Source organism: Micromonospora sp. NPDC005206, from assembly GCF_040608175.1.
Taxonomy (GTDB): domain Bacteria; phylum Actinomycetota; class Actinomycetes; order Mycobacteriales; family Micromonosporaceae; genus Micromonospora.
The window spans coordinates 57,035-79,155 of the sequence record NZ_JBEXHU010000026.1 but is presented as its reverse complement, the minus strand read 5'-3'; the positions used below and the strand labels follow the sequence as shown (position 1 = coordinate 79,155).

Here is a 22,121-nt window from a genome sequence, read left to right as displayed (position 1 = left end):
TCTAACGGATGGGCACGGTGGCGATCACCGTGGCCTGGTCGATGTCGGACGTGCGAACGGTGATCTTCAATTGCCAGTCGCCGGCCGCCGGCAGGCTGACGTCCCCGTAGGCGTGGTTGTCCGTCAGCGGCAGCAACGGGACCTCGATCGGCTCGATCCCGGCCGAGGGCAGCGCGGCGGTCGCCCGCCACTCCGCCACCGGCTGCGGCTGGTTGTCCTTGGTGTACGCGTACAGGTGCATCGAGTTGTTGCCCCGCTGGGCCGGGTCCAGCTCGACCTGGAGGGAGAAGAGCGGGCTGGACAGGGTGGTGGAGAAGAGACCGGCCTGCGTGCCGGACGGCTCGGCCACGGCGGTCCGGGCGGGCGTGGTCTGCACCAGGGTCGCGGACAGGCCCAGCACCACCACGGTGACGGCCAGCTCCACCAGAACCGCCCGGCGCACCGGCACGGGCCGCTGCGCCGCGGTGCGCCGGCGCACCAACTGCCGGGAGTACGCGGCCACGGCGATCACCAGCGCGAACAGCCCGATCTTGGCCAGCAGCAGCCGCCCGTACGTGGTGTTGACCAGGGCGTCGAAGGTGGCCACCTCGATCAGCGCCTGGACGGTGCCGGCCAACAGCAACGCCGAGACGGCCAGCGCCGCCCAGCGCGACCAGATCGGCAGGATCGCGCCCAACTCCCGCTCGTCGGCCTGGCGCAGCAGGAAGCCCGCGAGCATCAACAGGCCGCCCAGCCAGACGGCCATGCTGCCCAGGTGGACCGCGTCGACCACCACGGAGACCGCCGGGGCCGGGGACGCCGCCGGGTGCCCGGCCAACGGCCAGGTCAGCAGGGCCGCCCCGCCGAGCACGGCCAGGATGATCGCGTCGGTGCGCCCGGACGGTCTGGCCAGCAGCGGCCGGAGCAGGAACGCCGCGGCCGCCAGCAGGCCGAGCCGGACCAGGTGGGCGGCGCCGAAGGCGCTGCCGAACACGCTGCCGAACCCCTCGCCGGTCACCTCGAAGAGGCCGCCGCCGGCGGTGTAGGGCACCTGCAGCCACAGGTCGGCGAGGGTGGCGACGGCCACCAGACCGAGGCCGGTCCAGGCCAGCCGCGCCGGTCCCCTGCGCGACAGCCGGCGTGGCCACAGCGCGGCGAGGACCAGCGCCGGCCCGACCAGCAGCACCAGGCCGGCGTACCCGAGGAAACGGGCCACCTTCACCGCGTTGCCGACCACCGGGTTGGCCCGGCTGTCGTCGCCGGAGTCGACCGGCGGTGTCGAGGGTGCGCCGACCGAGTAGGTGAACGCGCCGGATACCGGGTGGCTGTCCGCGGAGATCACCCGGAAGCTGACCAGGTAGGTGCCGCGCTCGCCGGCCGGATCGACCGGGATGGACACGGCGGCGCCGTCGAAGCTCGGCTCACCCCGGTCGGCGCGGGAGCCGTCCGGCGCGATCACGCGGATCTTGCCGGGAACCTTGCGTACCGACTCGCTGAACGTGAGGACCACCTCGGCCGGCGCGCTCGGCACCACCGACGAGGCGGCCGGGCTGCTGCTCTGCAGCACGGCGTGTGCGCTGGCGGGAGTGGCCGGGGCGATCAGGAGGAGGACGACGGTGACCAGAAGGCCGGCGGTGGCGGCCAACCGGGCGAGCCAGCGGCGGGGGGCGACAGTCATGCTGGCCATGCTCGCCGACGGGAGTGGATCTCGGCGACCCGAGTCCGGTGAGTCGTTCACCCGCGCCCTGCCGCCAGCACCGGCGTGAGCGGCCGGTCATCCCCGCCGGTACGAACCAGCGCCCACAGCAACCCCGCCTGCACCACGGCGGCAAGGTGGCCGACCTCGTGCATCAGCGCGGTGGTCGAGTTGGCGATGTCCACCACGCTGGTGCCGGCCAGGCAGACCGCCAGCACCAGGGCCACCGGCAGGAAGGCCCGGGCTCTCTCGGGCCGCCAGGCGGCCAACGCGAAACCCACCGCCAGGGCAACGTCGAACGAGGCCATCTCCCGGCTGGTGTGCGGGTCCACCGACACGCCCAGCCCAGCGAGGAGGATCGGCAGCGCGATGGCCAACTGCGCCACCGCGGCCACCGCCACCGCGATCCGCAGCACCTGTCGGCGGGCCCGCCGGACGGCGGCCGGGCTCCGGTGGGCGGAATCGGCGGCGACCGCGGCCAGCACCGCCGCGGTGAGGTCGGGCACCTCCACCGGCTGCACCCGGACCAGCCGGGTCACCTGCTCGGCGCGGGCCAGCCAGGCGCGGCAGCCGGCGCAGGTCGCGGTGTGGGCGTCCAGCGCCGCCGGGGACGCCTGCGGGTCCTCCCCGTCCAGGCGCGCCGACAGCGCCGCGCGTACGTGGTCGCAAGTCATGACGGGGTAGTCGGCCCAGGGCGGGGAAAAGTTCCGGACGTGGCGCAGAACATCCAGGGGCCGAAGGGCTCTGCTGTCGCGCCCGGCGCCGCGTAACCTGGTTTGTCGTGATCCCCGTCCCGCGTGACACCGGTGCCGCCGGTCCGGCCGACCCGGCCGATGGCGGCGCCCGGGATCCGGCCACCGAGTGGGCGTTGACCGCGCGCGGCGGCGACCCGACCGCCCAGGCCGCGTTCGTCCGGCTGACCCAGGTCGAGGTCTGGCGGTTCGTCGCCGCCCTGGTGGACCCGGACAGCGCCGACGACCTGACGCAGGAGACGTACCTGCGGGCCTTCCGGGCGCTGCCCGCGTTCGAGGGTCGCTCCAGCGCCCGTACCTGGCTGCTCGGCATCGCCCGGCGGACCTGCGCCGATCACCTGCGCACGGTGATCCGCCGACGTCGGCTCGACGAGCGGCTGGCCGCGAACGCGTACACCGACCGCCCGCACCCGGACCCGGCCGGGCAGCTCGGCGCCGCCGACCTGGTCGGCCGGTTGAGCGCCGAGCGGCGGGCCGCGTTCGTGCTCACTCAGCTGCTCGGCCTGTCGTACGCCGAGGCCGCCGCCGTGGAGGGGGTGCCGGTGGGCACGATCCGATCCCGGGTCGCCCGGGCCCGCGACGACCTGGTCGAGGCGGTCGGCGACGCCCTGACCGGCTGAGCCGGGAACTTCCGGCGGAGACGGGACGACCAATGACCGTGACAGCACCTTCCAGCCACGTCGGCCGCTGGGCCACCGCCCGGCCCTGGCTCGGCATCGCGGCCCGACTCGGCCTCGCCGCCGTCTGGCTGATCGCCGGCGCGTCGAAGGTCGGCGACCTGGCCGCCTCCGGCCGGGCCGTGAACGCCTACCAGGTGCTGCCGTACGACGTGGCGACCGCGGTCGGCGCCGCGTTGCCCTTCGTCGAGCTGGCGCTGGGTGTGCTGCTGCTGCTCGGTCTGGCCACCCGGCTCACCGCCGGTGTCTCGGCCGCGCTGCTGGTGGTCTTCATCGCCGGGATCGCCTCGGCCTGGACGCGTGCCCTGGCCATCGACTGCGGCTGCTTCGGCAGCGGCGGGCAGCTCGCCGAGGGGCAGGCACCCAGTTACCTCCCGGAGATCCTGCGTGACCTGGGATTCTTGGTGCTGGCCGGCTTTCTGCTGATCTGGCCGCGTACGCCCGTTTCGGTGGACGGGTGGCTGTCCGGTGAACCCGCCGTGGAGGACGAGGATGAGTAGTCGCAAGGGGCAGCGGGACGCGGCCCGGGTTGTCCGCCAGCAGTTGGCCCGCGAACGGCGGCGCCGCCGCACCGTCTGGGTCTCCGCCGCCGCGGTCGCCGTGCTGGTCATCGCCGGCCTGATCGGCTGGGGCGTCTGGTCCAGCCAGCGCTCGGACGACTTCACCACCCCGCCCGGCGCCAACGCGGACGGCACCGGCATCGTCACCGGTGGCGGGCCGGTCACCGTCGACGTCTACGAGGACTTCCTCTGCCCGGCCTGCAAACAGTTCGAGCAGACCAGCGGGGCGACCCTGGAGCAGTTGGTGACCGAGAACAAGGCGAAGGTCGTCTACCACCCGGTGGCGTACCTCAACCGCTTCTCCACCACCGAGTACTCCACCCGCTCCTCGGCCGCCTCCGGCTGCGCCGCGGTTGGCGGCAAGTTCCGCGAGTACGCCAAGGCGCTCTTCGACAGGCAACCGCCGGAAGGCAGCGCCGGGCTCACCGACGACGAGTTGATCGACATCGGCGCCGGCGTGGGCCTCGACCGGGGCTCGTTCGGTGGCTGCGTCAAGGACAACACGTACCGGACGTGGACCGAGCACGTCACCGACGAGGCCAGCCGGGGCGACGTCACCGGCACGCCGACCGTCCTGGTCAACGGTCAGCCGCTCGCCGACCGCAGCCCGCAGGGTCTCACCGCGGCCGTGGCGGCGGCCGGCAAGTGATCCGTACCCTGCTGGCCCGCGCCGGCCTGGTCGCCACCGCCGCCTGCGCGGCCACCCTGATCACCGCGGCACCCGCCGCCGCGCACGGCGCCGACGCCCCGGACGCCACCGACTACCGCACCCGGACCACCGGCGTCGCCCCGGCCCGGCCCGGGCTGGAGGTACGGGTGGTCGAGGCGGGCGCCCGGCTGGAGCTGACCAACCGCACCGGCCGCCCGATCGAGGTGATCGGCTACTCCGGTGAGCCGTACCTGCGGATCGGCCCGGACGGGGTCTTCGAGAACACCCGCTCCCCCGCCACGTACCTGAACCGCACCATCGCCGGGGACACCACGCTGCCCGCCGAGGCGGACCCGGCGGCCACCCCCTCCTGGCAGCGGGTCGCCGAAGGAACCACGGTGCGCTGGCACGACCAGCGCGCGCTTTGGCGGGAGTCGCAACCGCCGGACGCGGTACGCGCCGCACCCGACCGCGAGCACCGGGTCCGGGACTGGACGATCCCGCTGCGCGACGGCGGCGACCCGGCGCAGATCCGCGGCTCGCTGGACTGGCTGCCGCCGCCGGACGCGTACACCTGGTGGGCGGTGACCATCGTCGGGCTGCTCGCGGTGGGCGCGCTCGGCCTGCTCGCCGCCGCCGCGCCGGCCGGCGCCCGGGCGCTGTCCACCCTGGGCGTGCTGCTGATCGCCGGCGGCGCCGTCGCCGTGCTCTACCCGGTGGGCCGGGAGCTGGACGCCGGCGCCCAGGGCGTGGGCGGGGTCCTGGTCGGGCTGCTGTCCGGGCAGGTCTGGTCGCTGCTCACCGGTCTCGGCGCGATCGCCGCCGGATGCTACGCGCTGGCCCGCCGCCCGGCCGCCGACTTCGCGGTGGCGCTGGCCGGGGCCTGCCTGGCACTCTTCGCCGGGGTGGCCAACGCCGCGGTGTTCGCCCGGTCCGTCGCGCCGGTGCCCTGGCCGGCCGAGGTCGCCCGGGTCATGGTGGCGCTGGTGCTGATCATCGGCGCCGGCGCGACCACCGCCGGCGTCCTGCGCCTGCACGCCGCCTCCCGAACCGCCGCCGCCGCCCGGACCTGACCCGCCGCCGGTCAGGGGCGCGGAGCGAAGCCGTACGGCAGTTCCAGGCGGTGGCGGGCCAGGAGCGTCGAGTCGGCCAGCAGGTCCAGCGTGGGGGCGTCGGCGACGATCCGGCCACCGTCCAGGATCACCGAGCGCTGGCACAACTCCGCCGCGTACGGCAGGTCGTGCGTCACCATCAGCAGCGTCACCGGCAGCTCGCGCAGGATCTCGGCCAACTCGCGCCGCGCCGCCGGGTCCAGGTTCGACGACGGCTCGTCCAGCACCAGGATCTCCGGGTGCATGGCGAGCACGGTGGCCACCGCCACCCGGCGGCGCTGCCCGAAGGAGAGGTGCTGCGGCGCCCGGTCCCGGTGCTCACTCATCCCCACCGCGGCCAGCGCCTCGTCCACCCGGGCGGCCAGCTCCGCCCCGCGCAGGCCCAGGTTCGCCGGCCCGAACGCCACGTCCTCCGCCACGGTGGGCAGGAAGAGCTGGTCGTCCGGGTCCTGAAAGACGATGCCCACCCGGCGGCGCACCTCGGACAGGGTGGCCCGGTCCGGCGTCACGGTCAGCCCGCCGACGCTCACACTGCCCTCGGTCGGAGTGAGGATGCCGTTGAGGTGCAGCACCAGCGTGGTCTTACCGGCGCCATTGGGCCCGAGCAGCGCCACCCGTTCCCCACGCGGCACGGTCAGGTCCACCCCGTGCAGGGCGACATGCCCATCCGGGTACGCGTACCGAACGCCACGTACGTCCAGCGAGACAGCGGTCTGCACGACACCGATCATGTCAGCACGACGGCGGTGGCGGCGATGGAGGCCGCAACCACCGGCACGGTCGCCGCGACCAGCCACTGACCGGCGGTCGCCGCACCGTCGCCCTGCCACACCTCGGGCATCCGCCCGGAATAGCCCCGGGACAGCATCGCCAGGTAGACCCGCTCGCCGCGTTCGAAGGCCCGCAGGAACAGCGCCCCGATCCCGGCGGCGAAGCCCCGCAACTGCCACAGGAAGCGCGGATCGTCACCCCGGGAGATCCGGGCCACCCGCATCCGCCGCGCCTCGCCGACCAGCACGTCGAGGTAGCGCAGCATGAACGTGGCGATCTGGGTGAGCACCTGCGGGCAGTGCAGCCGGTCCAGCCCGACGATCAGGTCCCGGGTGGTGGTGGTCGCGGCGAGCAGCAGCGAGGCGAGAACGCCCAGGGTGCCCTTGGCCACGATGTTCCACGCGCCGTGCAACCCGTCCTCGGACAGCCGCAGGCCCAGCACGTCGACCCGCTCGCCGGCACCGAGGAACGGCAGCGCGACGGCGAACAGCACGAACGGCAGCTCGATCAGCGCCCGGCTGAGCAGCCACCGCGGCCCCACCCGGGCCAGCGCCGCCACCGCCGCCACCAGCAGGGCGTACGCGCCGAAGGCCCAGAACGCGGCGCGCGGGGTGGCCACCACGGCGACCGTGAAGACCACCATCGCCACGATCTTGACCTCGGGTGGGAGCCGGTGCACCGGCGAGTCGGACTCCCGGTACAGCACGTGCCCGTGACCGGCACCCATCCGCGTACTCCCCTTGCTCAGCCGGCCGCGCCGGCGCGGGACGTGGCCGCGTCACCCTCGGCCGGCGTCGCGCCCTCGGCGGGCGTCGCCGTGTCGCCCTGGGTCGCCGTGCCGCCACGGCGGCGCAGCAGCCAGAAACCTCCGGCGCCGATCGCGAAGGTGACCAGCACGCCGAGCACCCCGGAGAGGCCGGTGGAGAGGAAGCTGTTCTCCACGCCGCGCACCCCGTAGTCGGCGAGCGGGCTGTCCCCCAACTCGTGATCCCGGGCCTGCTGGGCCGGGCAGTTGCCGCCGACGATGTTGTCATCGGCGTCGACGGTGCACCCCTTCAGCAGCGACGAGTCCAGCCCGTCCGGGTGGGACGAGGCGTAGTTGCTCACCACCCCCGCCAGCAGCAGGGCGACCAGGAGGCCACCGGCCAGGAAGGCCCACGAGCGGTTCTTCATCGGACACCTCCGACGGCCGGAACGGTGGGTACGGTCGCGGGACGCAGCCCGCGCAGCGCGTAGACGAGATCGGGGCGCACCTTCGCCACGGTGACCACGGTGGTGGCGGTGATCAGACCCTCGCCGATGCCGATCAGCAAGTGAGCGCCGGCCATCGTGCCGGCCAGGCCGGCCAGGTTGCCGCCCAGGTCGGTGGTGCCGCCGAGCCAGTACTGCAGGACGAAGCCCTGGGATGCGACCACCACGCTGAGCATCGCGGCGACGAACCCGGTGACCGCCAGGCCGGCGGGCGTGCGGGGCAGCACCCGCAGCAGCACCGCGATCAACACGTACGCCGCGGCGGTGCCGAGCAGCGCCATGTTGGTGATGTTGAGCCCGAGCATCGCCACGCCCCCGTCACCGAAGATCAGCGCCTGCACGACCAGCACCACCGACACACAGAGCGCGCCGACCCACGGGCCGACCAGCATCGCGGCGAGCGCACCACCGAGCAGGTGGCCACTCACCCCGGCCGTGAAGATCGGAAAGTTGAGCATCTGGACGGCGAAGATGAACGCGGCCACCAGGCCGGCCATCGGGGCCAGGCGGTCATCCAGGTCGCGCCGGCCGCGCAGGACGCAGCCGGTGAGCGCGGCCAGGGCGAGCGCCGCGAAGACCGCTGCGACGGGACCATCGATGATCCCGTTCGAGATGTGCATCGCCAGGGTTTCCACGCGACCTCCCACGCGTCAGCGGACCCGTTCGGGCCGGCGGGGTCAGCCTATTTCCCAAACCTCGTTGTTGCCATACCTTGGCAACAAGGCATGTCCTTGATCACCATTTCGGACTGGGGTCACCGACCGTCGGCCGCGAATGCTCGGCGCGTCGCCTGCGGCGGCACCGGCGAGCCCGGCGGTATCGTCGGGCCATGACCGCGCCCGACCGTCTCTCCCCCGGTGACCCCGCACCCGAGTTCACCCTCCCCACCGACAACGGTGACCAACTCGCCCTGGCCGACCTGCGAGGCCGCAAGGTCGTCCTCTACGCCTACCCGGCCGCGATGACCCCCGGCTGCACCAAGCAGGCCTGCGACTTCCGCGACTCGCTCGCCTCCCTCCAGGCCGCCGGCTACGAGGTGGTCGGCATCTCCCCGGACAAGCCGGAGAAGCTGGCGAAGTTCCGCGACCGCGACGCGATCACCTTCGCGCTGGTGTCCGACGCGGACAAGGCGGTGCTCACCGCGTACGGCGCCTACGGCGAGAAGCAGATGTACGGAAAGACCGTGACCGGCGTGATCCGCTCGACGTTCGTCATCGACGCCGACGGCAAGATCGAGCGGGCGCTCTACAACGTCAAGGCCACCGGGCACGTCGCCAAGCTCCGCCGCGACCTCGGCCTGGACTGAGACTGTCGCACCGGGCCGTCACCATCTGTGGGTGGTCAGATACAAGTACACGCCCGAGGCTTTGGCCGCGGCGGCCGCCGCCGCTCGCAACATCACCGAGGTGATGCGGCTGCTCGGCATCCGAGTCAGCGGCGGCTCCCACGCGCACATCAGTCGGCAGCTCAAGCGCTTCGGCGTCGACACGTCCCACTTCACCGGCAGCGTCCACAATCGGGGCGTGCGTTGGCGGCGGATGTCGCCCGAAGATCTGCTCGTGGTGCTGCCCGAGGGCTCGCGCCGGATCCCGGGCGTCCGCCTCAAACGCGCCCTGGCGACGATCGGTCTGCCCGAGAGCTGTGAGGTCTGCGGCGTTGGATCGACGTGGCAAGGGGGCAAGCTGACCCTGCACGTCGATCACATCAACGGGGACTTCCTCGACAACCAGCCGCAGAACCTCCGGCTACTGTGCCCCAATTGTCACAGCCAGACATCCACTTACGCCGGCCAGCGACGACCCGCTCACGTCGAGCCCGAGGTGGTCTACGATCCTGACGCTGTCACTCCAACCGGCTTCCGGATAGGCAGACGCCTGCCTCGTCGACAAGAATGGCCATGGACGCTGGTGGAGTACAGCATCAAGGGGCCGTAGCCCAACGGCAGGAGGCATACGGTTTAGGTCCGTACCAGTGCGGGTTCGAATCCCGTCGGCCCCACGTCTTCGTCGCGAGACGAAGCACCTCAGCTCGATCAGAGGCCCCTGTCGTGCATGTCACGATCACGGGCCGACACCCTGGTCGCGGGGTCAGGATGGCGGGCGTGAGTCTGCGCTTCGTCCTCGATCCCGACCTCACCCCGCAGCTGCGCGCCGAGATCGTCGCCCTCTGGGTGGACGTCACCAATGCCGGCGGCGCGGTCGGCTTCGTGCCCCCGGTCACCGCGGCCGACGTCCGCGCCACCGCCGACCCGACGTTCGCCGGCATCGCCGACGGACCGGACCGGCTGCTGGTCGGGTACGCCGGCGACCGGCTGGTGGCCGTGCTGATCTTCTGCGACAACCGGTTCCCTCTCAAGGCGCACTGGTGCGTGCTAAAGCGCGTGATGATCCACCCGGACACCCAGGGCGCCGGCTACGGCTCGGCGCTGATGCGCGAGGCCACCCGGCTGGGGCGGGAGTTGGGTTACGAGGCGCTGCACGTGACTGTGCGGGACGGGCTGGGGCTGGACGGGTTCTACCGCCGCCTGGGGTACCGGGAGATCGGTCGCCTGCCGGGTGCGCTGCGGGTGGCGCCCGGTGACGACCGGGACGAAATCCTGATGTGGCTCGACCTAAGGCCGGCCGACTGAGCGGTCAGCTCGCGCACCAGCGGGCCGAGGCCCCGGCCGGTCGGGTGGTCGGCGGGTCGGCCACCGCGGTGGCCGGCGTGCTCGCCTTCGCCACCTCGGCCGGGCGGCGGGCGGGCGTCGGCGTACCCGCTGGTCGGTTGGCGGACGGCCGGGCCGACGCGGGCGGACGGGAGTTGGCGGGCGCCGCGCCGCGCCCGTACATGCGGACTGTGCTGGTCTGGACCTGGCCGGGCGCCATCCGGATGCCGGCGACGGTCGCCCGGTTCCCGTACACGTCGCTCACCCGGATCGTGAACGGGCCGGCGCCGGCGCCGGAGGCGATCAACCAGTAGTTGTAGTCCTGCCGTGTGGCTGACTGCCACGGGCCGCTGTCACGCTGCCGGACCTCCACGGCGCGCAGCGGGTTGCCGTGGTTGCCCACCCGGACGGCGAACCAGAACTGCGACGCGCCCTCCTTGATCCGGAAGGTGAGCGGGCCGGGTAGTGGCGGGTTGACCACCGCGCGGTAGGTGACCGGAACGAGGCCCTGGACCGGGTCGGCGATCCGGGCGAACGCCTCGCGGGACAGGTCGAGGTGCCCGGGTTCGCACTCCGGGCACTGATCCATGATCAGGACGCGGACGCTGCCCTTCGGGCCGGTCACGTCGAGGAACCCGCCGCAGGCGGCGCCGGCGGCGTACTCCGTCGGTCCGAGCGCGACGTAGAGCCGGTTGGCCGGGGCTGCCGGGTTCGAGCAGTTGCCGCCGGCACCGTTCGAGTCGTAGAAGGTCGCCTTGCCGCTGTGCGTGGCGGTGCCGGTGGGCGGCGCGGCGAGCGCACGGCCGGCGGCGCAGGCGGGGGCGGAGCCGGAGCGCAGCGCAAGGGTGAGCCCGAGCACCGCCGCGAGGACGGTGACGCTGGTGGCGACCAGCCAGGGGATGGGGCCGGACGAGGGCGTGGGCCGGTCGTCCGGAACCCGGTCGAGGTCGATGTCGATGTCGACGCCGCCGGGAGCGCTTCCGTCCGTCACGACGCGATGCTGCCCGAACCGTCGTCGGCCGGACAAGCCGGCTAAGCGAAAGCTAAGACAGTGTCGACGGACGGTGATCGCTGCGCTCCCGCAACAGACCTGCGGTCAGACTCGCCACCGCCAACCCGGGGCGGTCGGCATCCGGTCAGGCGTCGATGACGACCGGGGCGCCGACGATCATCGGTCCACTGTCGACGGGCACCAGGTGCAGCCCGAAGAGGAGTTTCTGTTGGACGTTGCGGTACCGGCCGAGGGTGCGCAGCGGCTCCTTCGTGCGTACCCCGGTCTCCTGGTCGGTCGTGGTCACCACGCAGCGGTCACACGGCCCGGCGGCACGGAACCGCAGGTCGCCGATGCGCAGCGACCGGCCGGCCCAGTCGTCCTCGGCCCACGCAGGGGCTCCGTCGACCACCAGGTTGGGCCGGAACCGGGCCATCGGCACCGGCTCCTCCCCGGCCTCGGCGAGCCAGTCGTTGAGCGCGTCGAGGGAGGCGGCGTTCGCGAGCAGCAGTGGGTAGGCGTCCGCGAAGCTGACCTGGGCACCGGTGTCGTGTTCGCGATCTCCGGCGGCAAGGTGTCGGGTCGGCCGGGCCAGCCAGACCAGTCGGACCGGCCGGCCGAGCAGCGCGCCGAGCCAGGCGTCGGCCACCGGCCCGCCGGGTAGCGCGGGGACCGGGATCTTCCGGCTGCGGAAGGTGCGCACGGCGACCGGGTCTCCGCCGGCCGGCTCGGGCACGTCGAGGTCGGGTTGCCCGCCGGCGCGCAGCGAGAGGCCGCCGGGATGAACCGTGGCGCGCAGGTCGACCAGCCGGGTGGTCTCCCGCTGGGTGACGCCGACGCCGTCGGCGTCCACCACCATCCAGCGCCGGTCGCCCGCCAGGCCCCACGGATGCACCAGGGCGTCGTCGTGGTCGAGCCGGTGGCAACCCTTGACGGGGTACGTGTGGATCGAGGTCAGCCGCACCCGGCTACCATGCCACGCCGATGCCGTCCCCGGGGTACCAGTGGTTGGCGGGGCTCTCCCGGTAGGCGAGGAACCGCCGGCCGGTGCGCTCGGCGTGTTCGGCGAGCACGTTGGTGCTGGTGACGTTGTCGGTGAGCAGGATCGCGCCGGGGGCGAGCTTCGACTCCACCGCGTCGAACTCGCGCTTCTCGTGTGCCCGGCTGTGGTCGCTGTCGTGCAGGAACAGGTTGACCGGGCGGTCCAGAGCACCGATCGAGGCGATCGAGTCGCCGATCACCAGGTCGACCACCTCGGACCAGGGAGCGGCGTGGGCCAGGTAGCCGGCCTCGGGGTTGATGTCCAGCGAGGTGACCCGGCCCGGGTGGCCCTCCTGCGCGTTGCGCAGCAGTGCCGCGGCCAGCACACAGCTGCCCAGGCCCTTGTCCACACCGGTCTCCACCACGTGCGCCGGGCGGGTGGCTCGGACCATCGCGTACCAGCCGATTCGGCGGGCGTAGCGGACCTGTTTGTCGGCCAGCCCTCGCCGGGCGGAGCCCGCGGTGGCCCGCTCGATGTGCTGCCGCAGCGGCTGGTCGGACTCGATCTCGTCGAACCAGCCGCGGACCTGCTTGACCGGGCGGTCGCAGGCCACACTGACGAACCAGGCCAGGTGGTGGCGGCTGAGCTTGGTGAGCTCGTAGGTGTAGTTGTGGTGCTCCCGGGAGGTGACCAGCCAGCGGGCCGAGGTGCGCAGCACCTTGGCGTCGTGCCGGGCGACCCGCGCGAGCCGTTTCGGGAAGGCTGCGACGGGCGCGAGCCGGGTACGGGCGATCGCCCGTCGGAGCTTCGTTGCGTCCACCGGAGCTTCTTATCAGGCCGACGCGCCGTGCGGCAGAGGAAGTTGCCATTGAGTTCGGTCGACAGTTCAACCCGACGGCGGGCGGCGCCGACCGGACGAGGGTACTCGGGCCGCAGGCCGGGTGAGTAGCATCGCGCCATGCCACGTCACAATGAGACCGCGCAACCCGGCGCGTACTACTCGACCGGGACTGCGGGCCAGCCACAGCGGGTGGACGACGGCGAGCCGGTCGGCCCGCAGCCACCCCAACGACGCCGCTGGCGGCGGATTCTCCTGATCAGCCTTCTGGTGGTGACGCTGGTGGGGGGTGGAGCGGTCATCGCCGGTGGCCTCTACCTGCGCTCCGTCGAGGGGGGCATCGATCGCGTGGACGCGTTCGACGGCGTGCCGGAGGAGGGTCGCCCGCAGGCGACGGTCGAGGGCGCGATGAACATCATGATCCTGGGCAGCGACTCGCGCGACCCGGAGAAGACCTCCGGCTCGCGGACCGACACGATCATCCTCGCCCACCTGCCGAAGGACCGGTCCAGCGCTCAGCTGATCTCGATTCCCCGGGATACCTGGGTGTCGGTGCCCCGATCCGCGAACGGCAACAACGGCGGTCGGGATGCCAAGATCAATGCCGCGTACGCCTGGGGCGGGATTCCGCTGATGGTGCAGACCGTGGAGAAGTTCACCGCGGTACGGGTGGACCACGTCGCGGTGGTCGACTTCGCCGGGTTCAAGGAGATCATCGACGCGCTGGGCGGCATCGAGGTCAACTCGGAGAAGCAGTTCACCTCGATCCACGCGCCGTTCCGCACCTTCAGCAAGGGCATGCAGCGGATGGACGGCGAGGCGGCGCTCGACTACTCGCGCCAGCGCAAGCAGTTCGCCGACGGTGACTTCGCCCGGATCCGGCACCAGCAGCAGGTGATCAAGGCGATCATCGACAAGGCCTCCTCCGGTGGCCTCCTCACCAACCCCGGCAAGCTGAACTCGTTCCTCAAGGCCACCTCGAGCTCGGTCTCGGTGGACAAGGAGCTGTCCCTGCTGGAGACGGCGAACCAGATGCGCGGCGTCCGCGGCAGCAACCTGACCTTCGTCACCAGCCCCACCAAGGGCACCGGCCGGATCGGTTCGGAGAGCGTCGTCCTGGCCGACACGAACCGGGTCAAGTCGTTCTACGACGCGGTGCGCCGGGACGCTGTCCCGGACATCATCGCCGGCGCGAAGAAGCCATAGGTTCTCTCGCCCGGCAGGGCGCCGTCCCCGGACCGCGGAGGCGGCACCACGAACAGCGACGGGCGGTGGCCAGGAGGCCACCGCCCGTCGGCGTTCCACGGATTCGGGATCAGTACGCGCCCCGCCGGGCCAGCACGACGCTGGCCGTCTTCCACAAAATGGCGAGGTCGTACACCAGCGACCAGTTGTCCACGTAGTGCAGGTCCAGCCGGACCGCGTCGTCCCAGGTCAGGTCCGAGCGGCCGGAGATCTGCCAGAGGCCGGTGATGCCCGGGCGCACCAGCAACCGCCGGCGCACGTCACCGCGGTAGTCGTCGTCCTCGGTGGGCAGCGGGCGCGGGCCGACCAGCGACATCTGCCCGCGCAACACGTTGATCAGCTGGGGCAGCTCGTCCAGGGAGAGCGCCCGCAGGTGCCGGCCGATCGGGGTGACCCGCGGGTCGTCCTTCATCTTGAACAGCAGGCCGTCGCTCTCGTTCCGATGCTGCAGGGCGGCCAGCCGCTCCTCCGCGTCGGTGTACATGGTCCGGAACTTCCAGACCTTGAACGCGCGGCCCTCGTGGCCGATCCGGGTCTGCCGGAACATCACCGGCCCCGGGTCGGTGAACCTGATGGCCAATGCGATGGCGAGCAGCACCGGGCTCAGCAGCACCAGACCGACCAGCGCGGTGACCCGGTCGAGCACGGTCTTGACCAGCAGCGACAGGCCGGAGATGGTGGGTTCGTCCACGTTGAGCAGCGGGAGGCCCTCGATCGGCCGGACGTGGATGCGCGGGCCGGTGACGTCGGTGACCTGGGGGACCACCACCAGGTTCAGGCCGGTGCCCTCCAACTGCCAGGCGAGCTTGCGAAGCTCGTACGACTCCAGACTGGCAGGGCCACAGACCGCGATGGTGTCCGCGCCGAGCTGCTGGACCAATGGCACCAGGTCCCAGCCGACGTAGACCGGCACCGGAGCGTTCACCCGCTCGCCCGGCCGGGGGTGGTGTGGCAGGTGGATGGCGACCGGGTGCAGCCCGGCTCCGTAGTTGCGGGTCACCACCTCGTGCAGCGCGAGCGCGTCGGAGAGCCGGCCGACCAGCAGCACCTTCTGCGAGGCCCGCCCGCTGCGTCGGATCCGGCGCAGCACCACCCGGGCGGCGAAGCGAGCCACCAGGGTGTAGAGCAGCAGGCAGATGATGATGGCGGCGACCGTCGCCCGGGACAGGTCCTTCTTGAAGCCGAGTGCGAGGAACGAGACCGTGGCGGCCATCGCGAGGTTGGCCCGGGCCACCCGCTTGAGTTCCTCGGTGCCTAGCCCGAGTGCACGCTGGTCATACGCCCCGGCGGCGACGAGCAGGATCAGCCAACCCAGGGGGACGCCGATGTTCGCCACGAGGGTGAAGGAGCTGATGTTCCCCAGCACCCGCTGGTCCCAGAAGCCGGCGTCGGCCTCGTCCAGCAGGGCGACGACCGTCCGGCTGGCGGCCAGGGCAACGAGGGCATCGAGCAGGACCAGCCAGGCCACGTAGCGCCGACGCCAGTTGGCCCGTGGCGCGACCGGACGCGCGAACACCGACCGGGCCATGCCGTTGGAAGGTGGCGTGATGACCCCCAGGTCGGGGTCGAACCTCGGCGTCTGCTGTGGCGTGACAGCCGAGAGGAACTGAGTGTGCGCGGACACGACCTTCCTTTCCCACATCGCCCCCGACGGGAGATCGCGACGTGCACCTTATGCGTCCGTGCGGTGCCCTGCCTAGTGGCGATTCGGGCGCTGCTGTTGTGGTCCGACCAGTCCTTCGCGAAATCGCACCACGCCGACAGCTCCGGGATCAGAGCGTCATGAGCCGGCTTCTCGCGGTGCCGATCGCTCGGCGTCGAGGCGGTAACCACGGAGCCGTTCCATGCGTTCGACGACGCCGTCCCGTGCCGGGGCGGATCACCGCCCGGCGGCCGTGACCAACCATTTGCCGATCTCACTCACCGCACGCACCGCCACGACAACGAGGGCCAGCCCCGGAACACGTGGACGGCTGTACATCTTGATCATCTTGCGCCAGGCGACGAGACCGGCGATGCGCCGCCGGCTGATGCTGCCGCTGTGCCGATGGAATCGAACGATCGGCTCGTCGAGTCGCTGCAGGTGGACCCCGTTACTGAGGGCACGCAGGACCAACTCGACATCCACCTTGATGGACATCTGCTCGTCGTACCCGCCGAGCTGTAGCAGCAACTCACGGTCGATGGTCATGCCGGAGTGCTTGAAGGGCAGCCGGGGCCGAGTCAGCACGGACCGGAGCATCCGACGCGCATCCGGGTACGAGGGGAGCCTGATCACCTTCGCCGAACCGCCGACGATCTCCTCGTAGTCGGTGTAGACCCAGCGCGCACCCGTTTGAGCAAGGAAATCCTGCATCCGGGCCAGACCGTCGGGGGCCAACTCGTCGTCCGAGTCGAGCACGGTGACGAACCGGCCGCGGGCGATGCGTAGGGCAGCGTTGCGCGCGGCGCTGATCCCCGTCGGCTTTTGCTGGACGAGGCGGATCCGCCGGTCGGCAAGCAGGCCCGCCTCGGCCAACCCGTCCCGAACGGGTACGGCCGAACCGTCGTCGACCACGATGAGCTCGAAATCGTCGAAGCTGCCGGCGAGCACACTCTGGATGGACTTCACCAGGAGCTCGGGCCGGTCCCGGACAGCGATGCAGACGGAGATCGCTGGGGTCACCTGGTCTGCTGCCCGCGTCAGCGGGAGGGTCGAGGCGCCGACGGCCGGCATCGAGGGCACCGTGGGCCCGTCGATCATCGGCTGCGGGGGCCCGTGCTCGGAGGGGAGGGTGCTGCCAGCGGAGTCACGCGCGGAAGGGGGAGAGTATGCGGGGTGGTTAGTCACGGACGGCGGCCGTTTCGCAGCCCGCCCGTACTACCTAGGCCGCCCAGCACGCCAACCCCGCCGGTCCACAAGACACAACGATCCGACCCGCCCATCTTCGCCACCCCCATGAAAAGCCACCATTCGCAGCGATTTCAGCGACGCGTTCGCAGGACTTCCCTCGATCGACGACAATGAAGATCCATCGCGCAACAAGACGGAGTATAACCATCGCCGCACCGCCACACCATCACCTGTCAGGCGGCCGGATGTCGATCGAAATCGCTGTCCCTACAAGGGATTTACCTGGCCACCGCTCAGATCCACACGGGCTGAACGCCCCGCTGAGGCCGGCGAACCACGGGGCCGTTCGGTGGGAATCGAGTCAACCGAACATCTGATCTTTGGGTGGGCATGAATTTTCGTGGGCTGGTGAATGACCAATGAGGGCGATCACTGAGACGGATCATCAGCACTTATTCCCATGTGTCCGATCCGGCGAATTTGTCCCGTCACCGGCCACTCAGCGGCCGCGACGACGGACGAGCATCACGACCAGGACGACAAGGGCGATGAGCAACACGGCCGCGAACCCGACCAGCACGAAGACGAGGGCATCCGACTGCGCCCGCGACGCGTTCTCCAATCGCTGGCGCTCGGCGGCGTTCTGCCGGTAGGCCTGCGCGAGCACGTTGGCGGGTGACGCCGCCGCGGCCTTCTCAAGCTGCGTGACGGCGCCCGACGAGTCGCCGCCGAAGTACGCGTCCAGCCCGCTGCGGTAGAGCTTGTCGGAGTCACCGAGTGCGTTGCCGATGCCGGCCTCGGTCAGCAGCGTGGCGATCGTCGACGCCGGCAGCACCGCCCGGTTGGCACGGTCCGGTCGCGCCTGATCCTGGTAGATCAGCCCGGCGACCCGGCCCGCGGGATCGAGGGCGATACCCCCGTGTGACACCGTGCCGAGGTCCTCGTTGACGAGGTAGATCGAGACGGGTCCGCGCTGGCTCGTACCGGTGATCGTCACCAGCTTCGACTGGGGACGGTAGGTGGCGTTGCGGAAGACGACATCGGTGGTCGTGAAGGCGAGGATGCGTACCGAGGCGTCCTCCGCGAGGCTGGCGGACGGGTTGAGTTCCACCGCGGGCAGGCCGCCCTGGGCGAGCTTGATCAGTGCGGTGTTGCCGCTGTCCTCGGGCAGGCTCCGGACGACCTCGGCCGGGATGGCCGGCTCCTTCGTCACGTTGCCCGTGCCGGTGTTGAGCTGGCCGTACACCGCACTGGTCGGCTCGGTGCCCGGTTCCACACCAGTGAACCGCACCTTGCCGAGGTTGGCCGCGATGTAGGTGGAGATCTGCGGGGCGGAGAGCTTCTTCTCCTGCACGAGCAACCTGGCCAGCGCGTCGACGGCGAGCCAGCGGGCGTGCTCCTCGGTCGGCTTGACGCAGGACCCGTTGGTGACGGCGTGGCCGTCAGGAGTCACCACGAAGCCACTGCACCGACGGATGAAGGAGACGGGCTGGGGGTGCACCAGGGCGTTCGTCCTGGTGTCCCGGACGTACCCGGTGAAGACCGCCTCGATGAAGACCAGCGACGGCGCGGCGACCGCGAGGGCGCGCTCCTCCGGGCTGTACAGAGTGGCCTGTGCCCACGGCTTCAGCCCCGGCTCGGCCGCGGCGTCACCCGGGGACGCCGTGACGATCGCCGTCGGCGGAGTGTACGGATCGGGCTGGTCCTTGCCGGCGATCGCCCAGATGGCCACGCCACTGCCCACAGCCGCCACCAGCACGAGCGCGGCCAGCCCCGCCCAGAGCCCGGTACGGCGCGGCGGCGGCTCCGACGGCTTGATGCGCCGGACCGGGGCGCCGAATGGATCGTAGGGCGGCGGATCCGCCGGAGCGGCGGACACCGGCGCGGGCGACTGGGGCGCGTCGGCGGCGGGCGGTGGGATCGGCGCGGGCGGCACGGTCGGCAGCCCGCCGGCGTGCAGCGCCCACGGCGCGAACGGTGCTCCGGACGTCGGCAGCGGGGCACCGGAGACGGGCTGCGGGGCGCCGGACACCGGCTGCGGCGGCGCGGAGAACTGCTGCGGAGGGCCGGACACCGACTGCGGCGGCCCGGAGACCTGCCGCGGCACCCCGGTGACCGGCTCCGTCGAGCCGCCCTCCTCGGTCGAGCTGCCCTTGTCCGTCGGCACCGGGTGGTACTCCTGCCCCAGTGCGCGGAACAGCTTCTCGGCGCCCTGGCCGGCCTCCGCCGGGTAGGCCGCCCACGGCTCGGCGGAGAAGAAGTCGGCGTACGCGAAGGCCTGGCCGCCCGGCCTCTGCGACATGGCGTTGGCAGTCCCGGCGAAGGCCTCGCGCCACCCCGGCGTGCTCGCGGCCACGGCGTCCAGCACCGCTACGGTCACGAACCGGCCCTGCTCGTCGATGGCAGCCCAGGCCTTTCCCACTGGGCAGGTGCCCAGCATGTGGGTGAACCGGTACGGGCCAACCGACTGCATGCGCACTCCTCTGCTCGACCGCCGTGCGGATCCTACAGAGGGGACGCTCGCCCGGTCGTCCACCGGTCGGTCCACCAACCGGTGGGTGGAACGTGCGGCGAGGAACGGTTGCCCTCTGAAAGTTTTCATGCATAGAGTCTCGGTGTGAATGAAGGAGCTGTCGCCGCGCCCACCGAGCGGGTGCTCGACCTGTTCCAGGGGGTGCGGCTCACCCCGACCCAGCGTCGGATCGCGCACTGCCTGGTGCAGCACGCCCCCGCCGTGGCGTACCTGTCCGCGGCCGAGGTGGCAGAGCTGGCCGGGGTCAGCCAGCCGTCGGTCACCCGGTTCGCCGTCGCGCTCGGCCACGACGGCTACCCCGCGCTGCGCCGCCGGTTGCGCGACCTCACCACCGCCGCGCCCGGCGGACCGGCGGACGCCGGCAACGAACTCCAGCAGGCCGTACGCGCCGAGATGGGCAACCTCGACCGCCTCGCCGGTCAGCTCGCCGACCGGGACCGGATCGCCGAGACCGGTCGGCTGCTCGCCGCCAGTCGCCCGCTGCCGGTGCTCGGCCTACGCGCCGCCGCGCCGCTGGCCGCGTACTTCGCCTACTTCGCCGCCAAGGTGCACCCGGACGTCCGGGTGCTCGACGACGGCGGCAGCCTGCTCGCCGACCGCCTGGAGCAGGCCGCCGAGGCTGGCGCCTCGGCGGTCCTGGCCTTCGTGCTGCCCCGCTACCCCCGGGAGACCCTGGACGCGCTGCGCGACGCGCGGGCCGCCGGGTTGACCGTGGTGGCGATCACCGACTCGCCGGTCAGCCCCGCCACCGAGCACGCCGACGTGGTGCTGCCCGCCGCGGTCGGCGCCCAGCTCGTCTTCGACCTGCACACCGCCCCGATGACCCTGGCCATGGTGCTGTTGCAGGCGATCTGCGACGCCGCGCCGGCCGACACCCAGCGCCGGCTGGAGGCGTTCGAAGCCTCCGCGGCCCGCCGTCAGTTGTTCCTCGGATGATGACCGGAGGAGACCCGAGATGACCCAGCACGTCCGTGCCGCACGGGGCAGCGAGCTCACCGCCCGCGGTTGGCCGCAGGAGGCCGCCCTGCGGATGCTCATGAACAACCTCGACCCCGAGGTGGCCGAACGCCCCGACGACCTGGTCGTCTACGGCGGCACCGGCAAGGCGGCGCGGGACTGGCCGTCGTACCACGCGTTGGTCCGCACGCTGACCGACCTGCGCGAGGACGAGACGATGCTGGTGCAGTCCGGCCGCCCGGTCGGCGTGCTGCGCACCCACGAGTGGGCGCCCCGGGTGCTGCTGGCCAACTCCAACCTGGTCGGCGACTGGGCGACCTGGCCGGAGTTCCGCCGGCTGGAGCAGCTCGGTCTGACGATGTACGGGCAGATGACCGCCGGCTCGTGGATCTACATCGGCACCCAGGGCATCCTCCAGGGCACCTACGAGACGTTCGCCGCGGTGGCCGCGAAGCGGTTCGGGGACACCCTCGCGGGCACGCTGACGCTGACCGCCGGCTGCGGCGGGATGGGCGGCGCGCAGCCGCTCGCGGTCACCATGAACGGCGGCGTCTGCCTGATCGTGGACGTGGACCGGACCCGCCTCGACCGGCGCGTGCACGACCGCTACCTGGACGAGGTGGCCGACTCGCTGGACGACGCGGTCCGGCGGGTGCTGGCCGCGAAGCGGGACCGGCGCGCGCTCTCCGTCGGCGTGGTCGGCAACGCGGCCGAGGTCTTCCCGGAGCTGCTCAGCCGCGGCGTCGAGATCGACATCGTGACCGACCAGACCAGCGCGCACGACCCGCTGTCGTACCTGCCGGTGGGGGTGGAGCTGGCCGACGCCCGGGAGTACGCGGCGGCGAAGCCGGCCGAGTTCACCGACCGGGCCCGGGCGTCCATGGCGCGGCACGTCGAGGCGATGGTCGGCTTCCTCGACGCTGGCGCGGAGGTCTTCGACTACGGCAACTCGATCCGGGGCGAGGCGCAGCTCGCCGGCTACCAGCGCGCGTTCGACTTTCCCGGCTTCGTGCCGGCGTACATCCGGCCGCTGTTCTCCGAGGGCAAGGGCCCGTTCCGGTGGGCGGCGCTCTCCGGCGACCCGGCCGACATCGCCGCCACCGACCGGGCCATCCTGGAGTTGTTCCCGGAGAACGAGTCGCTGGCCCGGTGGATCCGGCTGGCGGGCGAGCGGGTCGCCTTCCAGGGCCTGCCCGCGCGGATCTGCTGGCTCGGGTACGGCGAACGGGACAAGGCTGGCGTGCGGTTCAACGAGATGGTCGCCTCCGGCGAACTCTCCGCCCCGCTCGTCATCGGCCGGGACCACCTGGACGCCGGCAGCGTGGCCAGCCCGTACCGGGAGACCGAGGCGATGGCCGACGGCTCCGACGCGATCGCCGACTGGCCGCTGCTCAACGCGCTGGTCAACACGGCCAGCGGCGCCTCCTGGGTGTCCATCCACCACGGCGGCGGGGTGGGCATCGGCCGGTCGATCCACGCCGGGCAGGTCTGCGTGGCCGACGGCACCGCGCTGGCCGGGCAGAAGATCGAGCGGGTGCTCACCAACGACCCGGCGATGGGCGTCATTCGCCACGTCGACGCCGGCTACGACATCGCTCGCGAGGTCGCCACGCGTACCGGCGTCCGCACCCCGATGACCGAGCAGTGA

Annotated in this window: 22 protein-coding genes and 1 tRNA gene; 11 read left to right on the top strand and 12 right to left on the bottom strand. The window is 72.1% G+C overall.

The features are described from left to right. Position 1: 1 nt before the first annotated feature. Together ABZU69_RS31745 and ABZU69_RS31740 are read right to left on the bottom strand one after the other, a co-directional pair. Positions 2-1,666, bottom strand: coding sequence for a copper resistance protein CopC (locus ABZU69_RS31745; protein ID WP_354967987.1), 1,665 nt, complete (start codon positions 1,664-1,666; stop codon positions 2-4). Between the two features lie 47 nt (positions 1,667-1,713). Then, positions 1,714-2,349: a zf-HC2 domain-containing protein gene (locus tag ABZU69_RS31740; RefSeq protein ID WP_354967986.1), complete on the bottom strand. Its 636-nt coding sequence runs from the start codon at positions 2,347-2,349 to the stop codon at positions 1,714-1,716. A gap of 107 nt (positions 2,350-2,456) precedes the next feature. Here ABZU69_RS31740 and ABZU69_RS31735 point away from each other — a divergent pair, with 107 nt between their 5' ends. The 4 genes from ABZU69_RS31735 to ABZU69_RS31720 are packed head-to-tail and all read left to right on the top strand — an operon-like array spanning position 2,457 to position 5,386. Then, the gene (locus tag ABZU69_RS31735) at positions 2,457-3,047 is read left to right on the top strand and encodes a sigma-70 family RNA polymerase sigma factor (RefSeq protein WP_354967985.1); all 591 of its coding nucleotides are present in this window, start codon (positions 2,457-2,459) and stop codon (positions 3,045-3,047) included. A 32-nt stretch (positions 3,048-3,079) separates the two neighbouring features. Continuing rightward, complete coding sequence (locus tag ABZU69_RS31730) at positions 3,080-3,604, top strand: MauE/DoxX family redox-associated membrane protein (protein WP_354967984.1); 525 nt, start codon at positions 3,080-3,082, stop codon at positions 3,602-3,604. Further along, complete coding sequence (locus tag ABZU69_RS31725) at positions 3,597-4,313, top strand: thioredoxin domain-containing protein (RefSeq protein ID WP_354967983.1); 717 nt, start codon at positions 3,597-3,599, stop codon at positions 4,311-4,313. The genes ABZU69_RS31730 and ABZU69_RS31725 overlap by 8 nt, the downstream gene beginning before the upstream one ends. Then, a complete protein-coding gene (locus ABZU69_RS31720; RefSeq protein ID WP_354967982.1) occupies positions 4,310-5,386 on the top strand; it encodes a hypothetical protein in 1,077 nt (358 codons plus the stop codon). Before ABZU69_RS31725 ends, ABZU69_RS31720 begins: the two co-directional genes overlap by 4 nt. Before the next feature lie 11 nt (positions 5,387-5,397). Here the strand turns inward: ABZU69_RS31720 and ABZU69_RS31715 are convergent, their stop codons facing one another. From ABZU69_RS31715 to ABZU69_RS31700, 4 genes are read right to left on the bottom strand one after another with little or no spacing between them, the layout of a single operon-like run. Then, a complete protein-coding gene (locus ABZU69_RS31715) occupies positions 5,398-6,156 on the bottom strand; it encodes an ABC transporter ATP-binding protein (RefSeq protein WP_354967981.1) in 759 nt (252 codons plus the stop codon). Then, positions 6,153-6,923 carry a cobalt ECF transporter T component CbiQ gene (gene cbiQ, locus ABZU69_RS31710; RefSeq protein ID WP_074317458.1) on the bottom strand — a complete coding sequence of 257 codons (771 nt, stop codon included), beginning with the start codon at positions 6,921-6,923 and terminating at the stop codon, positions 6,153-6,155. The genes ABZU69_RS31715 and cbiQ overlap by 4 nt, the downstream gene beginning before the upstream one ends. 17 nt (positions 6,924-6,940) lie before the next feature. Further along, a complete protein-coding gene (locus ABZU69_RS31705) occupies positions 6,941-7,369 on the bottom strand; it encodes a PDGLE domain-containing protein (protein WP_354967980.1) in 429 nt (142 codons plus the stop codon). Continuing rightward, positions 7,366-8,082, bottom strand: coding sequence for an energy-coupling factor ABC transporter permease (locus ABZU69_RS31700; RefSeq protein WP_354967979.1), 717 nt, complete (start codon positions 8,080-8,082; stop codon positions 7,366-7,368). The genes ABZU69_RS31705 and ABZU69_RS31700 overlap by 4 nt, the downstream gene beginning before the upstream one ends. Positions 8,083-8,276: 194 nt before the next feature. Between ABZU69_RS31700 and bcp the strand changes: the two genes are divergently transcribed. From bcp to ABZU69_RS31680, 4 genes are all read left to right on the top strand, one after another. Then, complete coding sequence (gene bcp, locus ABZU69_RS31695) at positions 8,277-8,753, top strand: thioredoxin-dependent thiol peroxidase (RefSeq protein WP_354967978.1); 477 nt, start codon at positions 8,277-8,279, stop codon at positions 8,751-8,753. Between the two features lie 31 nt (positions 8,754-8,784). Beyond that, positions 8,785-9,381: an HNH endonuclease signature motif containing protein gene (locus ABZU69_RS31690; protein WP_354967977.1), complete on the top strand. Its 597-nt coding sequence runs from the start codon at positions 8,785-8,787 to the stop codon at positions 9,379-9,381. Next, positions 9,372-9,445 (top strand) — tRNA-Leu (locus tag ABZU69_RS31685). Before ABZU69_RS31690 ends, ABZU69_RS31685 begins: the two co-directional genes overlap by 10 nt. 94 nt (positions 9,446-9,539) lie before the next feature. Next, positions 9,540-10,076 carry a GNAT family N-acetyltransferase gene (locus ABZU69_RS31680; protein ID WP_354967976.1) on the top strand — a complete coding sequence of 179 codons (537 nt, stop codon included), beginning with the start codon at positions 9,540-9,542 and terminating at the stop codon, positions 10,074-10,076. Between the two features lie 4 nt (positions 10,077-10,080). Here the strand turns inward: ABZU69_RS31680 and ABZU69_RS31675 are convergent, their stop codons facing one another. From ABZU69_RS31675 to ABZU69_RS31665, 3 genes are all read right to left on the bottom strand, one after another. Continuing rightward, positions 10,081-11,085 carry an expansin EXLX1 family cellulose-binding protein gene (locus tag ABZU69_RS31675; protein WP_354967975.1) on the bottom strand — a complete coding sequence of 335 codons (1,005 nt, stop codon included), beginning with the start codon at positions 11,083-11,085 and terminating at the stop codon, positions 10,081-10,083. Between the two features lie 145 nt (positions 11,086-11,230). Further along, the gene (locus tag ABZU69_RS31670) at positions 11,231-12,049 is read right to left on the bottom strand and encodes an MOSC N-terminal beta barrel domain-containing protein (RefSeq protein WP_354967974.1); all 819 of its coding nucleotides are present in this window, start codon (positions 12,047-12,049) and stop codon (positions 11,231-11,233) included. A 4-nt stretch (positions 12,050-12,053) separates the two neighbouring features. Beyond that, positions 12,054-12,887, bottom strand: coding sequence for a class I SAM-dependent methyltransferase (locus tag ABZU69_RS31665; protein ID WP_354967973.1), 834 nt, complete (start codon positions 12,885-12,887; stop codon positions 12,054-12,056). Positions 12,888-13,025: 138 nt separating this feature from the next. Between ABZU69_RS31665 and ABZU69_RS31660 the strand changes: the two genes are divergently transcribed. Beyond that, a complete protein-coding gene (locus ABZU69_RS31660; RefSeq protein ID WP_354967972.1) occupies positions 13,026-14,111 on the top strand; it encodes an LCP family protein in 1,086 nt (361 codons plus the stop codon). A gap of 109 nt (positions 14,112-14,220) precedes the next feature. Here ABZU69_RS31660 and ABZU69_RS31655 read toward each other — a convergent pair whose 3' ends face one another. The 3 genes from ABZU69_RS31655 to ABZU69_RS31645 all read right to left on the bottom strand — a co-directional run bounded on the left by ABZU69_RS31655 (position 14,221) and on the right by ABZU69_RS31645 (position 19,456). Next, positions 14,221-15,678: a sugar transferase gene (locus ABZU69_RS31655; protein WP_354967995.1), complete on the bottom strand. Its 1,458-nt coding sequence runs from the start codon at positions 15,676-15,678 to the stop codon at positions 14,221-14,223. A 351-nt stretch (positions 15,679-16,029) separates the two neighbouring features. Beyond that, the gene (locus ABZU69_RS31650; RefSeq protein WP_354967971.1) at positions 16,030-16,815 is read right to left on the bottom strand and encodes a glycosyltransferase; all 786 of its coding nucleotides are present in this window, start codon (positions 16,813-16,815) and stop codon (positions 16,030-16,032) included. A 667-nt stretch (positions 16,816-17,482) separates the two neighbouring features. Then, entirely contained in the window at positions 17,483-19,456 is a 1,974-nt protein-coding gene (locus tag ABZU69_RS31645; protein ID WP_354967970.1) for a hypothetical protein, read from the bottom strand. A 144-nt stretch (positions 19,457-19,600) separates the two neighbouring features. Here ABZU69_RS31645 and ABZU69_RS31640 point away from each other — a divergent pair, with 144 nt between their 5' ends. Then, a complete protein-coding gene (locus ABZU69_RS31640; protein WP_354967969.1) occupies positions 19,601-20,452 on the top strand; it encodes a MurR/RpiR family transcriptional regulator in 852 nt (283 codons plus the stop codon). Between the two features lie 19 nt (positions 20,453-20,471). Further along, on the top strand, positions 20,472-22,121 hold the full coding sequence (gene hutU, locus ABZU69_RS31635; RefSeq protein WP_354967968.1) for a urocanate hydratase: 1,650 nt from the start codon (positions 20,472-20,474) through the stop codon (positions 22,119-22,121).

Coding starts and splice junctions, on each gene's coding strand:
- ABZU69_RS31645 (WP_354967970.1), bottom strand. CDS start 19,456: ATGCAGTCGGTTGGCCCGTACCGGTTCACCCACATGCTGGGCACCTGC.
- ABZU69_RS31745 (WP_354967987.1), bottom strand. CDS start 1,666: ATGGCCAGCATGACTGTCGCCCCCCGCCGCTGGCTCGCCCGGTTGGCC.
- ABZU69_RS31725 (WP_354967983.1), top strand. CDS start 3,597: ATGAGTAGTCGCAAGGGGCAGCGGGACGCGGCCCGGGTTGTCCGCCAG.
- ABZU69_RS31715 (WP_354967981.1), bottom strand. CDS start 6,156: ATGATCGGTGTCGTGCAGACCGCTGTCTCGCTGGACGTACGTGGCGTT.
- cbiQ (WP_074317458.1), bottom strand. CDS start 6,923: ATGGGTGCCGGTCACGGGCACGTGCTGTACCGGGAGTCCGACTCGCCG.
- ABZU69_RS31655 (WP_354967995.1), bottom strand. CDS start 15,678: ATGGCCCGGTCGGTGTTCGCGCGTCCGGTCGCGCCACGGGCCAACTGG.
- ABZU69_RS31680 (WP_354967976.1), top strand. CDS start 9,540: ATGGCGGGCGTGAGTCTGCGCTTCGTCCTCGATCCCGACCTCACCCCG.
- ABZU69_RS31740 (WP_354967986.1), bottom strand. CDS start 2,349: ATGACTTGCGACCACGTACGCGCGGCGCTGTCGGCGCGCCTGGACGGG.
- hutU (WP_354967968.1), top strand. CDS start 20,472: ATGACCCAGCACGTCCGTGCCGCACGGGGCAGCGAGCTCACCGCCCGC.
- ABZU69_RS31705 (WP_354967980.1), bottom strand. CDS start 7,369: ATGAAGAACCGCTCGTGGGCCTTCCTGGCCGGTGGCCTCCTGGTCGCC.
- bcp (WP_354967978.1), top strand. CDS start 8,277: ATGACCGCGCCCGACCGTCTCTCCCCCGGTGACCCCGCACCCGAGTTC.
- ABZU69_RS31660 (WP_354967972.1), top strand. CDS start 13,026: ATGCCACGTCACAATGAGACCGCGCAACCCGGCGCGTACTACTCGACC.
- ABZU69_RS31730 (WP_354967984.1), top strand. CDS start 3,080: ATGACCGTGACAGCACCTTCCAGCCACGTCGGCCGCTGGGCCACCGCC.